Here is a 14,029-nt window from a genome sequence, read left to right as displayed (position 1 = left end):
AATCGCGGCGAGCGCGGATTCAGATGCGGGCCAACTCGCGCTGCATCTGAGCGAGCCCCATCGGCCCGAGGTCGAGGGCATGGCGGTGCCAGTCTCTCAGGCTGAAGGCTTCGCCATGGCGCTTCTTCGAAGCTTCGCGCGCTTCGAGCCAGCAGCGTTCGCCGACCTTGTAGCTGATCGCCTGGCCGGGTGTGCCGAGGTAGCGGATGACTTCGCTTTGCATGAAGTCGGGCGGGAACTGGGAGCGCTGCAGGCAGAACTCCTGTCCGAGGTCGGCGTTCCAGGTCTCGCCGCCGTGGAAGGCTTCGGAGGCTGGAATGCGAAGGTCGAGGTGCATGCCGATGTCGACGATGACACGGACGGCGCGCATCGCCTGGGCGCGGAGCATCCCGAGGTAGTAGTCGGGGTTTTCGAGGTAGCCGAGTTCGCCCATGAGGCGTTCGGCGTAGAGCGCCCAGCCTTCGACGTAGCCGGAGGTGCCGCCCATCAGTCGCTGGAAGCGGGAGAGTTCAGCCGCGAGGTACTTGGCTGTCGCGCGCTCGAAGTGGTGGCCGGGTACACCTTCGTGGTAGGCAATGGAGACTTCGCCCCAGAGCGGAAAGCGAGACTTGCCGCCGGTGGGGTACCACGTGCGGCCCGGCCGTGCGAAATCCTCGCTGGGGCTGGTGTAGTACATCGCGAGGGAGCCGCCCGGCGGCGCGATCATCGCTTCGATCTTGCGCAGCGGGCCGGGGATGTCGAAATGAACGCCGTCCATTTCCGCGATGGTGCGATCCTGGAGGTCCTGCATCCACTGCCGGAACTCCTCGACACCATCAATAGCGCGGTTGGGGTCCGATTCGAGGAAGAGCTTCGTTTCTTCGATGGAGGCGCCGGGAAGGATTTTCGCGCAGGTCCCCAGCATTTCGGATTCGATCCGGTACAGCTCGTCCCAACCCCAGCGATAGGTCTCTTCGAGGTCGAGCTCGACCCCGTTATAGACACGCGAGGAGAGCTGGTAGAGTTCGCGGCCGACGCCGTCCTTTTCGACGGCACGGTCCATGAACTTCTCGGAGAGGTAGCTGCTGAAGCCGGAGTAGGCGGCCGCAGCTACATCGGCACCTCTTTCGATATCGGACCGGAGTCCGGGAGACGGGATGCCGACCGCATCGAACGCATCGAGCAGGCCGTGGAAGAACGACTTCGAACCATCCGCGCCGGCGTAGGTGGCCGACTGTTTGATTGCCTGCGCGACCTGGCGGCGGGCCGAGGCGGCGCCGATGCGGAGGCCCTCTTCGAGGGAGACGCGGAATGTTTCGGCGCCCCATGGAATGAGGGCCAGGCGTGCGGCGATGTTCCGCCAGTCTTCCTCCGTCGCACGCGGCATGAGGTCGAAGGACATGCGCATGGTGGTGGTCGCGTTGCGGAAGCCGCTGAGGCGGTACTGATCGCCGGCGGCGACGAGTTCCTCGCGCAGCGACAGCACATCTTCCATCGCTTCTTTCGCCACGCGGTCACGGTCACCGGTGACTTCAGCGGCGGCGAGCTTCGCCAGGGTCGCGCGGCGGAGGGCGGAGTGGGCTGCAACTCCCTCGGGTGAGAAGTCGGTCATCTCGGAGTCGTGGCCGGGCACGCCGATGGCCGTCGCTGCTATGGGATCGAGCGCCGCGATCTGGTCGACGTAGTCACTCGCGATGTCATAAATGGCTGTCATTGCCGCCCCCGGGAAGACTGGTGGCGACGAGGGTATCACGGGTTCGGGCAGCGGTTTGAGACTCAAGTCCAGGGCAGGCCGGCGCTTTTAGCCGTGAAGTCATCGTGCATGGCGGCGCCAGTCGCGACAGCTTCGCGGGAGTAGATCGTGGCTTCGGCGCCCTTGCGGTCGCGGACCACGCCTCCCGCTTCACGCACGAGGAGGAGGCCCGGAGCGATGTCCCACGGCTGGAGGTCCGAATGGATGTAGATGTCCCAGCGCGCGGAGGCAACATAGGCGAATCCGAGGGCCGCCGAGCCAGAAATGCGCAGACTCTGCATGCCCGGCCAGACGGCCTGCGCGAGTTCGAGCTGGCGTGCGCCCCGCTCGGCGTCGTACCCCATGTCGATGGCGACGACCGCTTCCGCGAGGGTGCGGCAGTCCGAGACGGCGATGCGCCGGCCATTGCAGAAACAACCTTCGTCCTTAAAGGCGAAGTACGTGTCGCCCAGGAGTGGATGGGTGGTGACGCCGAGGACGGGTTGGCCTGCGTGGCAGAGCGCGAGGTTGAAGCCGAAGTGGGGGATGGCCCGGGAGAAATTCTTGGTCCCATCGAGCGGGTCGACAACCCACATCCAGTCGTCGGACCGGGTTTTGCTCTCGGATTCCTCACTGAGGATGGCGTGGCCAGGGAACTCCTCTCGGAGAATCGAGAGAACGATGTGTTCCGCGGCGAAATCGGTTTCGGTGACCACGTTTCCGCGGCCTTTCACGCCTGCAAGCGACGCCTGGCCGTAGCCCTGGCGGATGAGTGCGGAGGCCGATTCGGCACAGCGCATGGCTACATCTGCCGCGGACTCTCCGGACGTGCCGTGGGGGAGTTCCATCGCCGCGATGCTACGAGGCTGGGGCGCTTGGTGCATCGCGACTGCCGGTGCGCATGCCGATCACATCTTCTCGGGGGCAGCCATCCCCATCAGGTCGAGCACCCGCGCGAGTGCGACTTTCGCGGCGAGGACGAGACGGAGGCGCGCTCGGGAAAGATCGACGTTATCGGTGATGACCTTGAGCGACGAGTCGTTCGCCTGCTTGAAGGCGTCGTTGAAGCCGTGGAACGCGTTGGCGAGCGACATCGCGTAGTGCGGAAGCTGTTGTGGCTCCAAGGAGGTTACGACGATTTCGATGACGTCGGTGAGCCGCATCATTTCGCGGATCAGGGCCAACTCCGAAGGGTGCGTGAGGAGGGAGACATCGCCGCCTTCAGGCGTCAGTCCCTGGTCGCGTGCGCGCTCGAGGATGGAGCAGAGCCGAGCGTGAGCGTACTGGACATAAAATACGGGGTTGTCACTGGACTGCTTCACGGCAAGGTCCAGGTCGAAGTCCATCTGGGCGCCCGGAGAACGAAGAAGGAAGAAGAAGCGAGCGGCATCTGCGCCGACCTCGTCCACCAGCTCGTCGAGGGTGATGATTTCGCCGCTTCGCTTGGAGAGGCGGACGACTTCGCCGCCGCGTTTCAGGGTGACCAATTGGTAGAGGAGGATGTGGAGCCCTTCAGGGTCTGCGCCGACGGCCCGTGTGGCCGTCTTCAGGCGCGAAACGTGCCCGTGGTGATCGGCTCCCCAGACGTCAATTACGACATCGAAGCCGCGCCGGATGAACTTGTCCCAGTGATAGGCGATGTCGCTGGCGTAGTACGTAGGGTGGCCATCGGAGCGGACGACTACGTTGTCCTTATCTTCGCCGAGCTCGCTGGAGGAGAACCAGAGGGCACCTTCTTTGTCGACGAGGAGGCCCTTCTCACGAAGGATGCCCATGGCGATGCCGTAGGCGCCTTCCGGGTCGTAGAGTGACTTCTCGCTGAACCAGTGGTCGTAGCGGACTCCAAACCTGTCCAGCGTTTGACGGATGTTCCGGACCATGAGTTCGATGCCGAGATTACTGAGGTCGGACGGTGCAGGGAGACCCTCTGGGCGGAGGAAGCTGTCCCCTGCTTCGTCACGGATCTGCTTCGCGAGGTCAGCCATGTATTCGCCCGGGTACCCATCCTTCGGGATGTCGACGTTCCGGCCGAATTGCTGCTGATAACGTGCGTAGAGGGTGTCGGTGAACGTGTCTGCCTGTGTGCCGGCGTCGTTGACGTAATACTCCCGGGAGACCTCGTAGCCTGCTGCCCGGAGGGCGGAAGCGAGGGCATCGCCGATGGCCGCGCCGCGACCGTTGCCAACGTGGAGCGGTCCCGTCGGGTTCGCGGAAACGAACTCAACCTGGGCCCGGCGGCCGGTGCCGAGGTCGACATCAGCGTAGTTCGCTCCTTCCCGGATGACGTGCTCCACCTGGGCCTGGATGAAGGAACTGGAGAGCCTCAGATTGATGAAGCCAGGCGGGGCAACTTCAACGGGCTCGAGTAGTTCATCGGTCTTGATGTGGCGGGCGATGGCCGCCGCGACCTCGAGTGGTGGTTTCATCGCCGCGCGGGCGAGGCGGAGGGGCAATGCCGTCGCGAAATCGCCGTTCGCCGGGTCCTTCGGTCGTTCGATCACGGCCGGCGGCAGGGGAACGTCCGGAAGGTCCCCGTGGTCGACGGCTTCCTGGGCCGCGCGATCGACGAGGTCGGCGAGGTGGGTGCGAATCGTTCGGGTATCGGGCATTGAGCCAACAGCGTACAGGGGTGCGCAGGGAAGGGCGAAAGGACGCGCGACCAGTAGCAGGGCGAAAGCTACAAAATGTGTCCATTCTGATCTCGTCACACGGGAGGCGGACGTCTACCGTTTCCGGCATCTCCCGCAAGGAGCCAGACGATGGCCCTCCCGAAGATCCGCTTCACGCGGCAGTCCTCCCCCGCGAAAGCGCAGACCGAAGAGGCCCTTCGCGCACGCGCTGCGGAAGCGATCGGCGTGAAAGTGGTTGACGCCGATCGGAAGTCTGAGGGCGAGACGATCGCCGACTCGACGGTCAGCACTGACAAGTTCGAAACGCTCATCGAGGAGCGGAAGAAGGGAGACGAGGAAACAGCGCTCGCTGACGAGGCCGATGAGCCGCGCACGAAGGATCCGCGTGATGGGCTCTCGGGCGCCGGGACGACTGATATCGCGTCGATCTTTGGTGAAGCGCCATCGACGGCGGATCAGCTGGCCGCTGCTGCCGGGGTGGGGGCGGACAAGCTGGCGCGGGCGCAGGCCGCGACCGGTCATGGTGGCGGAACAACCGCGGGCACGGGTGGGGAACCAGGGACCAGTTCCGGTTCCGGGAGCACGAGCAGTGGCGGCCCGAAGGGGAGCGATGGTGGCCCGACGGGGAAGTGGGGCCTCGGAAGCGGGCGCACGACCGACCCGGGAAGCGGATTCGGGGATGTCGCTGGCGGCGGCGAGGAGGCGGGGTACGGCAAGGGAATGTTCGCCCAGGGGGCGTTGAGCGGCGTGGCACCAGTCGGCTATGACGAGGAGGAGGGGGTCAGAGCCGGTGCGGGCATGAAGGAGCTCGCGGAGAAGTACAAGGGTCTTCCTTCGGTGAGCCCGGACAAGATGCAGGGAGGGTACTTCGCGGACTTCCGGCAAGCAGTCGACGCCGCTGACGAGTTAAGCACTCAGTCCCACGCGAGCAAGGATGGGGTGGTCACGAGCCAGAAGAAGGCAGACGGGACCATCATCGTGACGAACCGGGATAACGACACGACGACACGGTTGAGCCCGGACGGCTCATCGGAAACCACGCAGACGAGCACCGGGAAGGTGGTCGACAGGACACCCGCGCCGAGCCAGCCAGTCGATGAAACGGCGCCGCTGCCACCGGAGATCCAGGCGTCCCTCGACGCGACCAAGGCGCACCTTCGGACGTTGAAGCCGAACCCCGGGAGCGGCGATATCGACCCCAACGACGACCGAAGTGCAGTGGAAGCCGGGGGCGGGGAGCCTGAGGACCTGAAAGCGAAATTGCTGGTAGACCCGCCGCGAGCCGAATCGGGCATCGGGGCACGGGGCGGGCGGACTCCCGGGATGCCCGGGCTGCCGGGCGATGTCGATCCGACCGAAGATACGTTCATCCCGGGGCAGCAAGGTCCGGAGGACGACCCTTTGGCGGGGCTCAACGATCCCACACTCAAGCCGCGATCGGCGAATGAGGAAGAGGACGATGACGACAACGACGATGACGATGACGATGACGAGGCGTAGGGGCGAGAATACGGACGGATGAGTTACACACTCGGTATCGACCTGGGGACCACCTACACAGCTGCCGCAGTAACGCGCGACGGGCGTACGGAGATCTTCCAACTCGGTGACCGGACTGCGTCGATCCCGAGCACGGTCCTCTTACGGGAGGATGGCGAGATGCTGGTCGGCGACGCTGCAGCACGCAGATCGGCGACTGAGCCGGGGCGTGGCGCCCGGGAGTTCAAACGCCGCCTCGGCGACCCGGTGCCGCTACTACTCGGCGGCACTCCCTACAGCGCCGAAGCGCTAAGCGCCCACGTGCTCAAGACCGTGCTTGCCGACGTAGCTGCTCGCGAAGGCGGCGCGCCTGATGCGGTGGCGGTCACCCACCCCGCCAGTTATAGCTCCTACCGGATGGACCTGCTCTCCGGGGCCTGCCGGCAGGCGGGAATCGCCCGGCCGGTGTTCTGCTCGGAGCCGACGGCTGCGGCCGTTTACTACGCTTCGCACGAGCGGATCGCACCTGGCGAACGGGTTGCGGTGTACGACCTTGGGGGGGGCACATTCGATGCAGCCATCCTCGAGAAGACCGGGGACGATTTCAGTCTCGTCGGTCAACCGGACGGCATCGACCGGCTCGGAGGCATCGACTTCGACCAGTCGGTTTTCGGCCATGTGGCGGACTCCCTCGAGCTGAACCTGAAGGCGATCGGTGAGACGGACACGGGCCGAGCGGCCCTCGCTCGCTTGCGCGAAGAATGCCGAGAGGCCAAGGAGTCACTCTCCTCGGATACCGAGACGACCATCCAGGTTCTCCTTCCCGGAGTGCAGACCCAGGTGCGACTCACGCGGGCGGAGTTCGAAGCGATGATCCGGCCGCGCATCGAAGAAACCGTTGCGGCGCTGCGCCGGGCAGCTGCGAGCGCAGGTCTCGAGCTCGAGCAGGTCGACCGTGTGCTCCTCGTGGGTGGCAGTTCGAGGATCCCACTCGTGGGCCAGATGGTGTCGGCGGCAGCGGGTTCACCGGTGATGGTTGATACGCACCCGAAACATGCGATCGCCCTCGGGGCCGCGATGATGGCGGCACGGAGCCTGGTCCCGGCATCGCCGGAGCCAGTGCCGGTCCTGACCGGCGCTGCGGCGCCAGCAGCGAAGGCGAGCGTGCCGCCACCGCCGGCCGGGCAGCCTCCATCAGCGGACGGGATGAGAGAGGGAGGTGACCCGGCCGGAAGGGGAAAGCCGGACAGGCTGATGGTGATCGGGCTCGGTGGGCTCGCCGGAGTGCTCGTCATTGCGGGGGCGGCCTTCGCGTTGACTCGGGACGATTCGGGCGATGAGAAGCCAGCAGATGTCGTTGGCGGAGGCGCCACGGCGACGCCAGCGTGGACAAGCGCACCAGCACCGACCGGGACGATGGCAGCGGCGATCACCAACGCGCCAACGGCCGCCTCAACGACCATCGCAACGCCGGCTTGGACGGCTACTTCGGCGCCGACGTGGACGCCGGTGGTTGTCGCTACGGCCGCGCCCACGGCGACGCCAGTCCCGACCGCGTCGGCCGCGATCAAGGGCATCACGGTTTCGTACGGGAACTACATGGTGGACTTCACGACCTCCTCCCTCGTGCTGAACGGCGTGAGCGGTGTCGTGCATCTGCATTTCTTCTGGGACACGGTGCCGCTGGCGAACGCGGGAGCGCCTGGCGCCGGGCCATGGTTCGTTTACGGGGGCGCGTCACCATTCACCGGGTACTCGGTGGCGGAGAAACCAGCAGGAGCGAAGCAGATGTGCGTCCTGGTCGCCAATCCCGACCACAGTGTCCGGCCCGGGACCGGTAACTGCTTCACATTGCCGTGATGCCAGGCACCAGCGGGCCAGAGTGTTTCACCGAGGGACCCCCTTGAACCTGGACGAGGCCGAGGGGGTGCTGCGCGACACCTCCGACCAGGTGGTTGTCCTTTGCCGGGAGCTGGGCCGCGAAGACCTGGCCGTGCGGACGGAAGACGTCGTTGCGCGGATCGGCCGGGATGTCCTTGTTGTCGCAGTCACTGGAGAGTTCAAACGGGGCAAATCGTCGCTGGTCAACGGGCTGCTTGGCGTCTGGGTGTGCCCGGTGGCGCCCGACAGGTCGACGGCGATCCCAACGATCTTCCGCCACGGTGAGGCGAACGCCGTGAGCCTGACGGTGGCGGAGGGCCAGGGCCAACGCGTGGTGAAGGGCGTGCCCGCGGACCTGAATGGCATGGTGCTTGAAGGCGACCGGGACGTGCCCGGGCTGCGGCGCCTGGTGGCGGTCGCGGAGATCCCAAACCGTTTCCTCGAAAGCGGCTTTAGCCTGATCGATACTCCAGGTGTCGGGGGGCTCGGACCGGGTTACGGCGAGGCGGTAGTGAACCTGGGAGGGGTCGCCGACGCCGCGATCGTTGTCGCAGATGCGGGCGCTCCATTGAACATGGACACGATCGCATTCGTGGAGAAGCTGTCGCGTGCGTGTCCGGCCCTGGTGGTCGCCTTGAGCCGGGCGGACCTATACCGGCACGGCGGAGCGGCGGGTGAGATTGGTGAACAACTGAGCGACCGAGGGATCGAAGCGGACGTGATTCCGATCAGCAATTCGCTGCGCAGGGAGGCTCTCCGCACGGGGGACGCGCAACTCAACGAGGAGTCTGGATTCCCGGCACTGCTCGCTGCGATCGAGAGCATCTCGTCCCGGAGGGAGGTCACGGCCCGAGTGGCAGCGGAGGCGAAAATTCGGGGTGTAGTGGGGGCGCTTTCTCGCGAGGTAGACGCTCGACAGGCGCGAGCCGCCTCTCCGATGCCAGACTGGGCAACGCTGGTCGCGGAGGCGCGGGCGGCGCTGGACTCTGCACGCAAGGACGCGGCGAGGTGGCCGACGATGCTCAACGACGGCGTGTCCGATGCCGCGACGGCGGCGGAGTTTGATCTGCGCGCCGGGTTGCGCCGGGCATTGAAGGAGTTCGAGGAAGAACTCGAGCTCGGTAGCGGCGCAATCCGAGTGGAGGAGTTCCGGGGGAGGGTCCAGGCACGAGTGCAGACCGAACTCGCGCCTGTTTTCGAAGCACTTGAGTCCAGGCTCGCCGGCGTGGAACGGGAACTGCACTCGCTGTTTGAGAGCGAGCCGGCGGACACTGATGTCACGGCGCTCCCACCGGATCTGCCCTCGGAGTGGGGCACGCCTCAGGGACGCCAGAATCGCGGCCTGAAAGCGGCTGCGGGCGGTGTTTATGGGGGTCTGCGAGGGGCGCAAAGCGGGATCATGCTTGTGGGTGTGTTCGCGGGCATTGCTGGCTTTGGGCTTGGCACACTGGCCCTTGTGGGAATTGGAGCGGCATTCGGCGGGAAACAGCTGATGGACGAGCGCGGGAAACGTGCCCTTTCACGCCGGCAGCAGGCGCGGACAGCGGTGCGGCAGTTCATCGACGAGGTACAGGTGCAGGCGGCCAGAACTGTCCGCGACGTCGCCAGGGAGCAACTCCGGCGCCAGCGGGAGGTTGCCGGGGAGCGGGCCGCCGCATGCGTTGCGCGGAGGGCAGAGGCACTGCGGCTGTTGGAGGAAGAGCGGGAACGAACTGTCGCCGAGCGAGCCGCTCAGGCGCGCGCGCTGGAAGCCTGGCGGTCGCGGTTGGACCGGGTCGGTGCTCGCCTGGCAAGCGGGAGCGACCGGTGAGGCCCGACTCACTCACCGGCCAGTTGCACCGGCTGTGCAAGGAGCTGGCGGAGACCGCGCCGGGCGAGCTTTCGCGCGTCGGTGTCGAGGCGGCCTCGCGGCTCGATGGACCGTTGCTGGTGGCCCTCGCGGGGCGAACCAAGGCGGGCAAATCCACGCTGTTGAACGCGCTGGTCGGCGAGCGGGTGGCGCCGACGGACATGTCCGAGTGCACACGATTCGTCACCTGGTACCGCGATGGACCGGAGTACAACGTGACCCTGGCGGGAGAAGACGGGGCAGCAACGAGGCTCGCGTTCGAACGGCAGGGAGGGCGGGCGCAAATCCGGCTGCCCGAGCCACCACCCCGGGACTTCAGCGAAATCACCGTATCACTGCCGTCCCGCCGTTTGCGGCGGGTCCAGCTGGCGGACACTCCGGGGTTTGACTCCACGGACGCAATGGTCGGGGCGAGAACCCGGCGCCTGCTCGAACGGCCGGAAGGGGAAGGGCTCCTCCCGCGGGTCGACGCTGTGGTCTACCTGCTGCGCCACGCGCACAGTGCCGATTTGGCTTTCCTGGATGTGTTCGACGAGAGCGGCGTACCGGGGTCGCCGATCCAGGCGGTCGGAGTGCTTTCCCGCGCCGATGAGTTGTTCGACGGCGGGCTGGAGGCTATGGATTTGGCCGCGCGGGTCGCAGACTCGCTCGGCCGGGAGCCCCAACTCCGCCCGTTGCTGGGCGCGGTCCACCCGGTGGGCGGCTTACTCGCAGAGACTGCGGTCACGCTGACCGAACAGGAATTCGGCTGGCTCACGGCGGTGTCGGCTGCGACGGCGGAGGAGCCGGGGCTTGCTCTTCTCTCCGTGGACCGGTTTTGCGATTCCGCTCCGGGCGACCTTCCGCTCGCGGTGCGAGAGCACCTGGTCCAACGCTTCGGGCTGTTCGGATTGCGGTGGAGCGTTGCCCGGCTTGCAAGCGGCCGCGTCAAGGATTCGGCCGGCCTCGCTTCCGCGCTGTCGGCCGTCTCGGGGTTGGACGCTTTGCGGGATGTGCTGGAGCGGCGGTTCGTTTCAAGGGCTCGGCGACTGGTGTGCCAGTCCGTGATGGCGTCGCTCGGCGCTGCGGCGATCCGGTTCGCAGACAGGGAGCCGGCGGCTGTCGCCGGGATCCGCGGCGAACTGGAGCGGATCCGGGCCAGCGCCCACGAACTGGCGGAGATCCGGTTGCTCGACGCTGTACTGACGGGAGAGGCGACCCTCTCCGTGGAAGAAGCCGGAGAGGTCGAGCGGATCGTCGGGGACGGCAGCCCACTGCAACGGCTTGGGCTCGGAGAGGGAGCGCCGATCGGTGACGCGCAGGCGACGGCTGCGGAGCGAGCGACATACTGGAAGGAGCGGGCGGAAAGTCCGCTGCTGATGCCGTTTGAGCGTGACCTCCTGGGGATTGCGGCGCGCTCGTATGAGGGCATCTACTCGGAACTGAGCCAGGCCCCGGGGTAGTGGCTAGGGCGTCCCCGCGACTGTCCGGGCGAAGAACGGTTCGACTTCATCGCGGGCCGACGCGAGTTCGGCCAACGCGGCGACGGTATTGGGGTCCACCGGGATCCAATCGTTGAACCAGAGCGACGGCTGCTGATTCGCGGGCCCGGTGACCGCCAGGAACTTGAGCGGGCCGAACTGTGAGTGGCGCCAGACCACGGGGTAAGAAAGTCTCACGCGGTACATTCGTCCGGGTACCGTCATCCAGAGGCCGAGGAAGCGTTGAACGTAGTGCGGGTCGCCGTTGAGGAGGTGCTGGACGGCGGCGCTCAAGTACGGTTGGCGGGCCGGGTCGAGGGCGGCATCGTCCCCGTAGTGGCCCTTCACGACGCCGATAGCCACAGAGAGTGCTTCATCCCAGTTCACGAGCCGGTCGGCGAACCGTGGAGTGCTGAGCATGCTCAGGAATCCGCGCTCGAACGGCCCATTGAGTTCTCGATGAAGGTTCACTTCCCACAGCCTCTGGATAACCGGGTTCGCAGCGGCGACTTCGAACAACTCGGTCGTCACACACGACGGGTGGGGTGAGGCAGCGATTTCGGCCGCCGCTTCTTCAAGCGTGAACCACTCGCTGGCGAGCCGAGCGGCCGGCGACCGACCATCCGCGGCATAGCCCGCGCCCTCCATGATCTCCTGGCGGGCGAAGGCATCGGCGGAAAGCCAGTCGAGAAGGGTCCCGAGGGAATCCCTGCCCGGATGCCGGACGCCGGTTTCGTAGGCCTTAATCGATGAGGGCGAGATCCCGGAGCGGGCCGAGAGTTGGTTGCGGGTGATGCGCTCTTGCTCGCGCAGGCGGCGCAGGAGGTCGAACCATGTCGTCACGAGGCGGTTCTAACCCTCGCTGAAGGGGAAACTGCCGGAACGGGCGAGACACCTGAGCTCGCGCGCCGCCGACTCAGCGCGGTCGATTACGTCCCGGGGGTAGCCGTAGAGCTTCTGATGGACCTCGAACTCGTCCTGATCGAGGAGTTCGATGCATCCATTTGGGCGGACGGTGACGTCCAGGTCGAGGTCGATGTAGCCGATCTGCTGGCCGTCATAGGTCGGCGGGGTCGTGACGTTGCAGTACCAGAGTGCGAGGGGACAGCCTGGACGGGAGAGGCGGAACACGTTGTACCAACGGTCGCGCCAGAAGTAGACGAGTGAATCGTAGGGAGAACGAAATTCACCGCGGCTGGTGTAGATGGGCGTGCGGGCGCGGTAAGAAGCGACGAGCAAGTTGCCGTCGTCGGAGACGACGTGGAACGGCTGGATCCAGTGAGCAGTGCCGTCGTACTTGGTTGCTCTCAAGAGTGCGCGGGTACCCGGCCGGGCAACTGGGGCTGGATGCACGTCCATTGGCGGATGATACACAGCGGACTGGCTACGCAAGCAGGCTTACGTGAAGTTGAGCGAAAAAAGGCTCAGTCGGCGACGATGGTCAGGCCAGCGATGACGCCTGCCAGCAAGCTGGCGGCGGCCAGAACGTAGCAGAAAATCACCGCGCCCTTCGAGAACGTCTGCTGGATGTCGTGATGCATCGGCGCCGCATTGGGGTCTTCGTGCCCGTGGGCTGCGTGGCTGTCTGCCATGGATAGTGCTCCAGCAAGAGGTAAGGCAAATTGTGGAGTCCGCGCGGCTTGTGCGCATGTTGGACAGGGTACTGCGGTAGGCTCTCCACCGTGAGGCAGCGCCGGCCGAAGCAACTGGTCGTGAAGACCATCACGGTCCCGGAGAACCTCCAGCGCTCCTGTGAGGACTTCAACGCCGGCCGCTTCTTCGAAGCTCATGAACACCTGGAAGAGATCTGGCAGAACGAGCGAGGTCCTGTGCGGGACGCATACAAGGGGCTCATCCAGATCGCTGCGGCGTTCGTCCACCTGACCCGAGGCAACTACCCGGGCGCGGAGCGGCTGCTGCGGACCGGGACGGGCTACCTGGAGCCATTTCGTGCAGCGGGCGCACTCGGGTTCAACATCGAGGCGATCGCGAGCGCGGCTGAAGAGGCGCACGTGCGGCTGGTGGCAGGCGGTGTCAGAGCATTCACGACCCGCCAGCGTCCCAACTACGAGGTGGACCTTGCCGCACTCAGGCGGCAGGCGGTCCGTGACGGCGCGTGGGGGTTCGATGAGAGCGGCGATGCGCTGGAGATGGAAATCACGGTTGCGGGCTGACGTTTTCGGAATCACCCAAAAGAAGGTTTCCGGGATGTGGAGACGGGGCTAGTCTGAATCTCATTGGTTCGAGCGAGTGAGGGGGAAGACATGAGCGACGCCCACGGAGTGGCGGACGAAGTGGTCATCGAGGCGCGTGGCGTCGTGAAGACGTACGACACCGGACTTGTCCAGGTGAAGGCATTGCGGGGTGTGAACCTGCGAGTACGCAAGGGTGAGATGGTCGCGATCATGGGGCCATCGGGTTGTGGAAAGACAACCCTCCTGAACAGCCTCTCCGGCCTGGACGACTTCGACGCCGGGACGGTGACGATCAGCGGCCACGACATTGCGCGCATGCCGGACGACCGGAAGACGGAGTTCCGGGCGAAGGACATGGGGTTTGTTTTCCAGACCTACAACCTGCTCCCGGTGCTGACGGCCGTTGAGAACGTGGAACTCCCCCTGATCGTCTCGGGCACGCGTCCGAAGGCGGCACGGGAAATGGCGTTGACCTCACTGGATCGGGTCCGGCTGCGGGATTGGGCGAACCAGCGGCCGTCGCAGCTTTCAGGGGGGCAGCGGCAGCGCGTCACCATTGCGCGAGCCCTCGTGAATCGGCCAGCCATCATCTGGGCGGATGAGCCCACCGGCGCGCTGGATTCGGCAACGGCGACCGAAATCATGGACCTGATCGTCGAACTCAACGAACAAGAGCATCAGACGTGCGTCATCGTGACCCACGACCCGAAAGTCGCGGCCCGTTGTCACCGCACGATCCAGATGGCCGACGGCCTGATCGTGCGAGAAGACAGCCAGGCTGAAATGGCTGCTGTGGCGGCCGGGCATTAGCGCAGGAGAGGCCT

The 14,029-nt window shown here is 65.8% G+C and carries 12 protein-coding genes; 6 read left to right on the top strand and 6 right to left on the bottom strand.

The annotated features are described in order from the left end of the window. Positions 1-19 precede the first annotated feature (19 nt). The 3 genes from IPG14_RS05545 to argS all read right to left on the bottom strand — a co-directional run bounded on the left by IPG14_RS05545 (position 20) and on the right by argS (position 4,320). Complete coding sequence (locus IPG14_RS05545) at positions 20-1,693, bottom strand: DUF885 domain-containing protein (RefSeq protein WP_343391144.1); 1,674 nt, start codon at positions 1,691-1,693, stop codon at positions 20-22. 62 nt (positions 1,694-1,755) lie between these two features. Next, the gene (locus IPG14_RS05540; RefSeq protein WP_343391143.1) at positions 1,756-2,559 is read right to left on the bottom strand and encodes an inositol monophosphatase family protein; all 804 of its coding nucleotides are present in this window, start codon (positions 2,557-2,559) and stop codon (positions 1,756-1,758) included. A gap of 60 nt (positions 2,560-2,619) precedes the next feature. After that, entirely contained in the window at positions 2,620-4,320 is a 1,701-nt protein-coding gene (argS, locus tag IPG14_RS05535) for an arginine--tRNA ligase (protein ID WP_343391142.1), read from the bottom strand. Between the two features lie 150 nt (positions 4,321-4,470). On the opposite strand from argS, the gene IPG14_RS05530 reads away from it, so the two are divergent. The 4 genes from IPG14_RS05530 to IPG14_RS05515 are packed head-to-tail and all read left to right on the top strand — an operon-like array spanning position 4,471 to position 10,992. Beyond that, a complete protein-coding gene (locus IPG14_RS05530; RefSeq protein ID WP_343391141.1) occupies positions 4,471-5,841 on the top strand; it encodes a hypothetical protein in 1,371 nt (456 codons plus the stop codon). A gap of 18 nt (positions 5,842-5,859) precedes the next feature. Continuing rightward, positions 5,860-7,680, top strand: a complete 1,821-nt coding sequence (locus IPG14_RS05525) for an Hsp70 family protein (protein ID WP_343391140.1) — start codon at positions 5,860-5,862, stop codon at positions 7,678-7,680. Positions 7,681-7,723: 43 nt separating this feature from the next. Then, positions 7,724-9,511 carry a dynamin family protein gene (locus IPG14_RS05520; RefSeq protein ID WP_343391139.1) on the top strand — a complete coding sequence of 596 codons (1,788 nt, stop codon included), beginning with the start codon at positions 7,724-7,726 and terminating at the stop codon, positions 9,509-9,511. Further along, positions 9,508-10,992: a dynamin family protein gene (locus tag IPG14_RS05515; protein WP_343391138.1), complete on the top strand. Its 1,485-nt coding sequence runs from the start codon at positions 9,508-9,510 to the stop codon at positions 10,990-10,992. The genes IPG14_RS05520 and IPG14_RS05515 overlap by 4 nt, the downstream gene beginning before the upstream one ends. Positions 10,993-10,995: 3 nt before the next feature. On the opposite strand, the gene IPG14_RS05510 is transcribed toward IPG14_RS05515, so the two are convergent. The 3 genes from IPG14_RS05510 to IPG14_RS05500 form a co-directional block, all read right to left on the bottom strand. After that, positions 10,996-11,853: a helix-turn-helix transcriptional regulator gene (locus IPG14_RS05510; protein WP_343391137.1), complete on the bottom strand. Its 858-nt coding sequence runs from the start codon at positions 11,851-11,853 to the stop codon at positions 10,996-10,998. 9 nt (positions 11,854-11,862) lie between these two features. Further along, positions 11,863-12,369: a DUF402 domain-containing protein gene (locus IPG14_RS05505; RefSeq protein WP_343384370.1), complete on the bottom strand. Its 507-nt coding sequence runs from the start codon at positions 12,367-12,369 to the stop codon at positions 11,863-11,865. Positions 12,370-12,434: 65 nt separating this feature from the next. Beyond that, positions 12,435-12,602, bottom strand: coding sequence for a hypothetical protein (locus tag IPG14_RS05500; RefSeq protein WP_343384371.1), 168 nt, complete (start codon positions 12,600-12,602; stop codon positions 12,435-12,437). Positions 12,603-12,692: 90 nt separating this feature from the next. On the opposite strand from IPG14_RS05500, the gene IPG14_RS05495 reads away from it, so the two are divergent. Together IPG14_RS05495 and IPG14_RS05490 are read left to right on the top strand one after the other, a co-directional pair. Next, entirely contained in the window at positions 12,693-13,184 is a 492-nt protein-coding gene (locus tag IPG14_RS05495) for a DUF309 domain-containing protein (protein ID WP_343391136.1), read from the top strand. A 90-nt stretch (positions 13,185-13,274) separates the two neighbouring features. Beyond that, positions 13,275-14,015 carry an ABC transporter ATP-binding protein gene (locus IPG14_RS05490; RefSeq protein WP_343384373.1) on the top strand — a complete coding sequence of 247 codons (741 nt, stop codon included), beginning with the start codon at positions 13,275-13,277 and terminating at the stop codon, positions 14,013-14,015. The last annotated feature ends 14 nt before the right edge of the window (positions 14,016-14,029 follow it).

Source organism: Candidatus Amarobacter glycogenicus, assembly GCF_016704105.1.
In the GTDB taxonomy this organism is placed as follows: Bacteria; Chloroflexota; Dehalococcoidia; order Tepidiformales; family Tepidiformaceae; genus Amarobacter; species Amarobacter glycogenicus.
The sequence above is the reverse complement of the archived record's forward strand: the minus strand, read 5'-3'. Positions and strand labels throughout refer to the sequence as shown.

Coding starts and splice junctions, on each gene's coding strand:
- IPG14_RS05490 (WP_343384373.1), top strand. CDS start 13,275: ATGAGCGACGCCCACGGAGTGGCGGACGAAGTGGTCATCGAGGCGCGT.
- IPG14_RS05540 (WP_343391143.1), bottom strand. CDS start 2,559: ATGGAACTCCCCCACGGCACGTCCGGAGAGTCCGCGGCAGATGTAGCC.
- IPG14_RS05530 (WP_343391141.1), top strand. CDS start 4,471: ATGGCCCTCCCGAAGATCCGCTTCACGCGGCAGTCCTCCCCCGCGAAA.
- argS (WP_343391142.1), bottom strand. CDS start 4,320: ATGCCCGATACCCGAACGATTCGCACCCACCTCGCCGACCTCGTCGAT.
- IPG14_RS05505 (WP_343384370.1), bottom strand. CDS start 12,369: ATGGACGTGCATCCAGCCCCAGTTGCCCGGCCGGGTACCCGCGCACTC.
- IPG14_RS05545 (WP_343391144.1), bottom strand. CDS start 1,693: ATGACAGCCATTTATGACATCGCGAGTGACTACGTCGACCAGATCGCG.
- IPG14_RS05525 (WP_343391140.1), top strand. CDS start 5,860: ATGAGTTACACACTCGGTATCGACCTGGGGACCACCTACACAGCTGCC.
- IPG14_RS05500 (WP_343384371.1), bottom strand. CDS start 12,602: ATGGCAGACAGCCACGCAGCCCACGGGCACGAAGACCCCAATGCGGCG.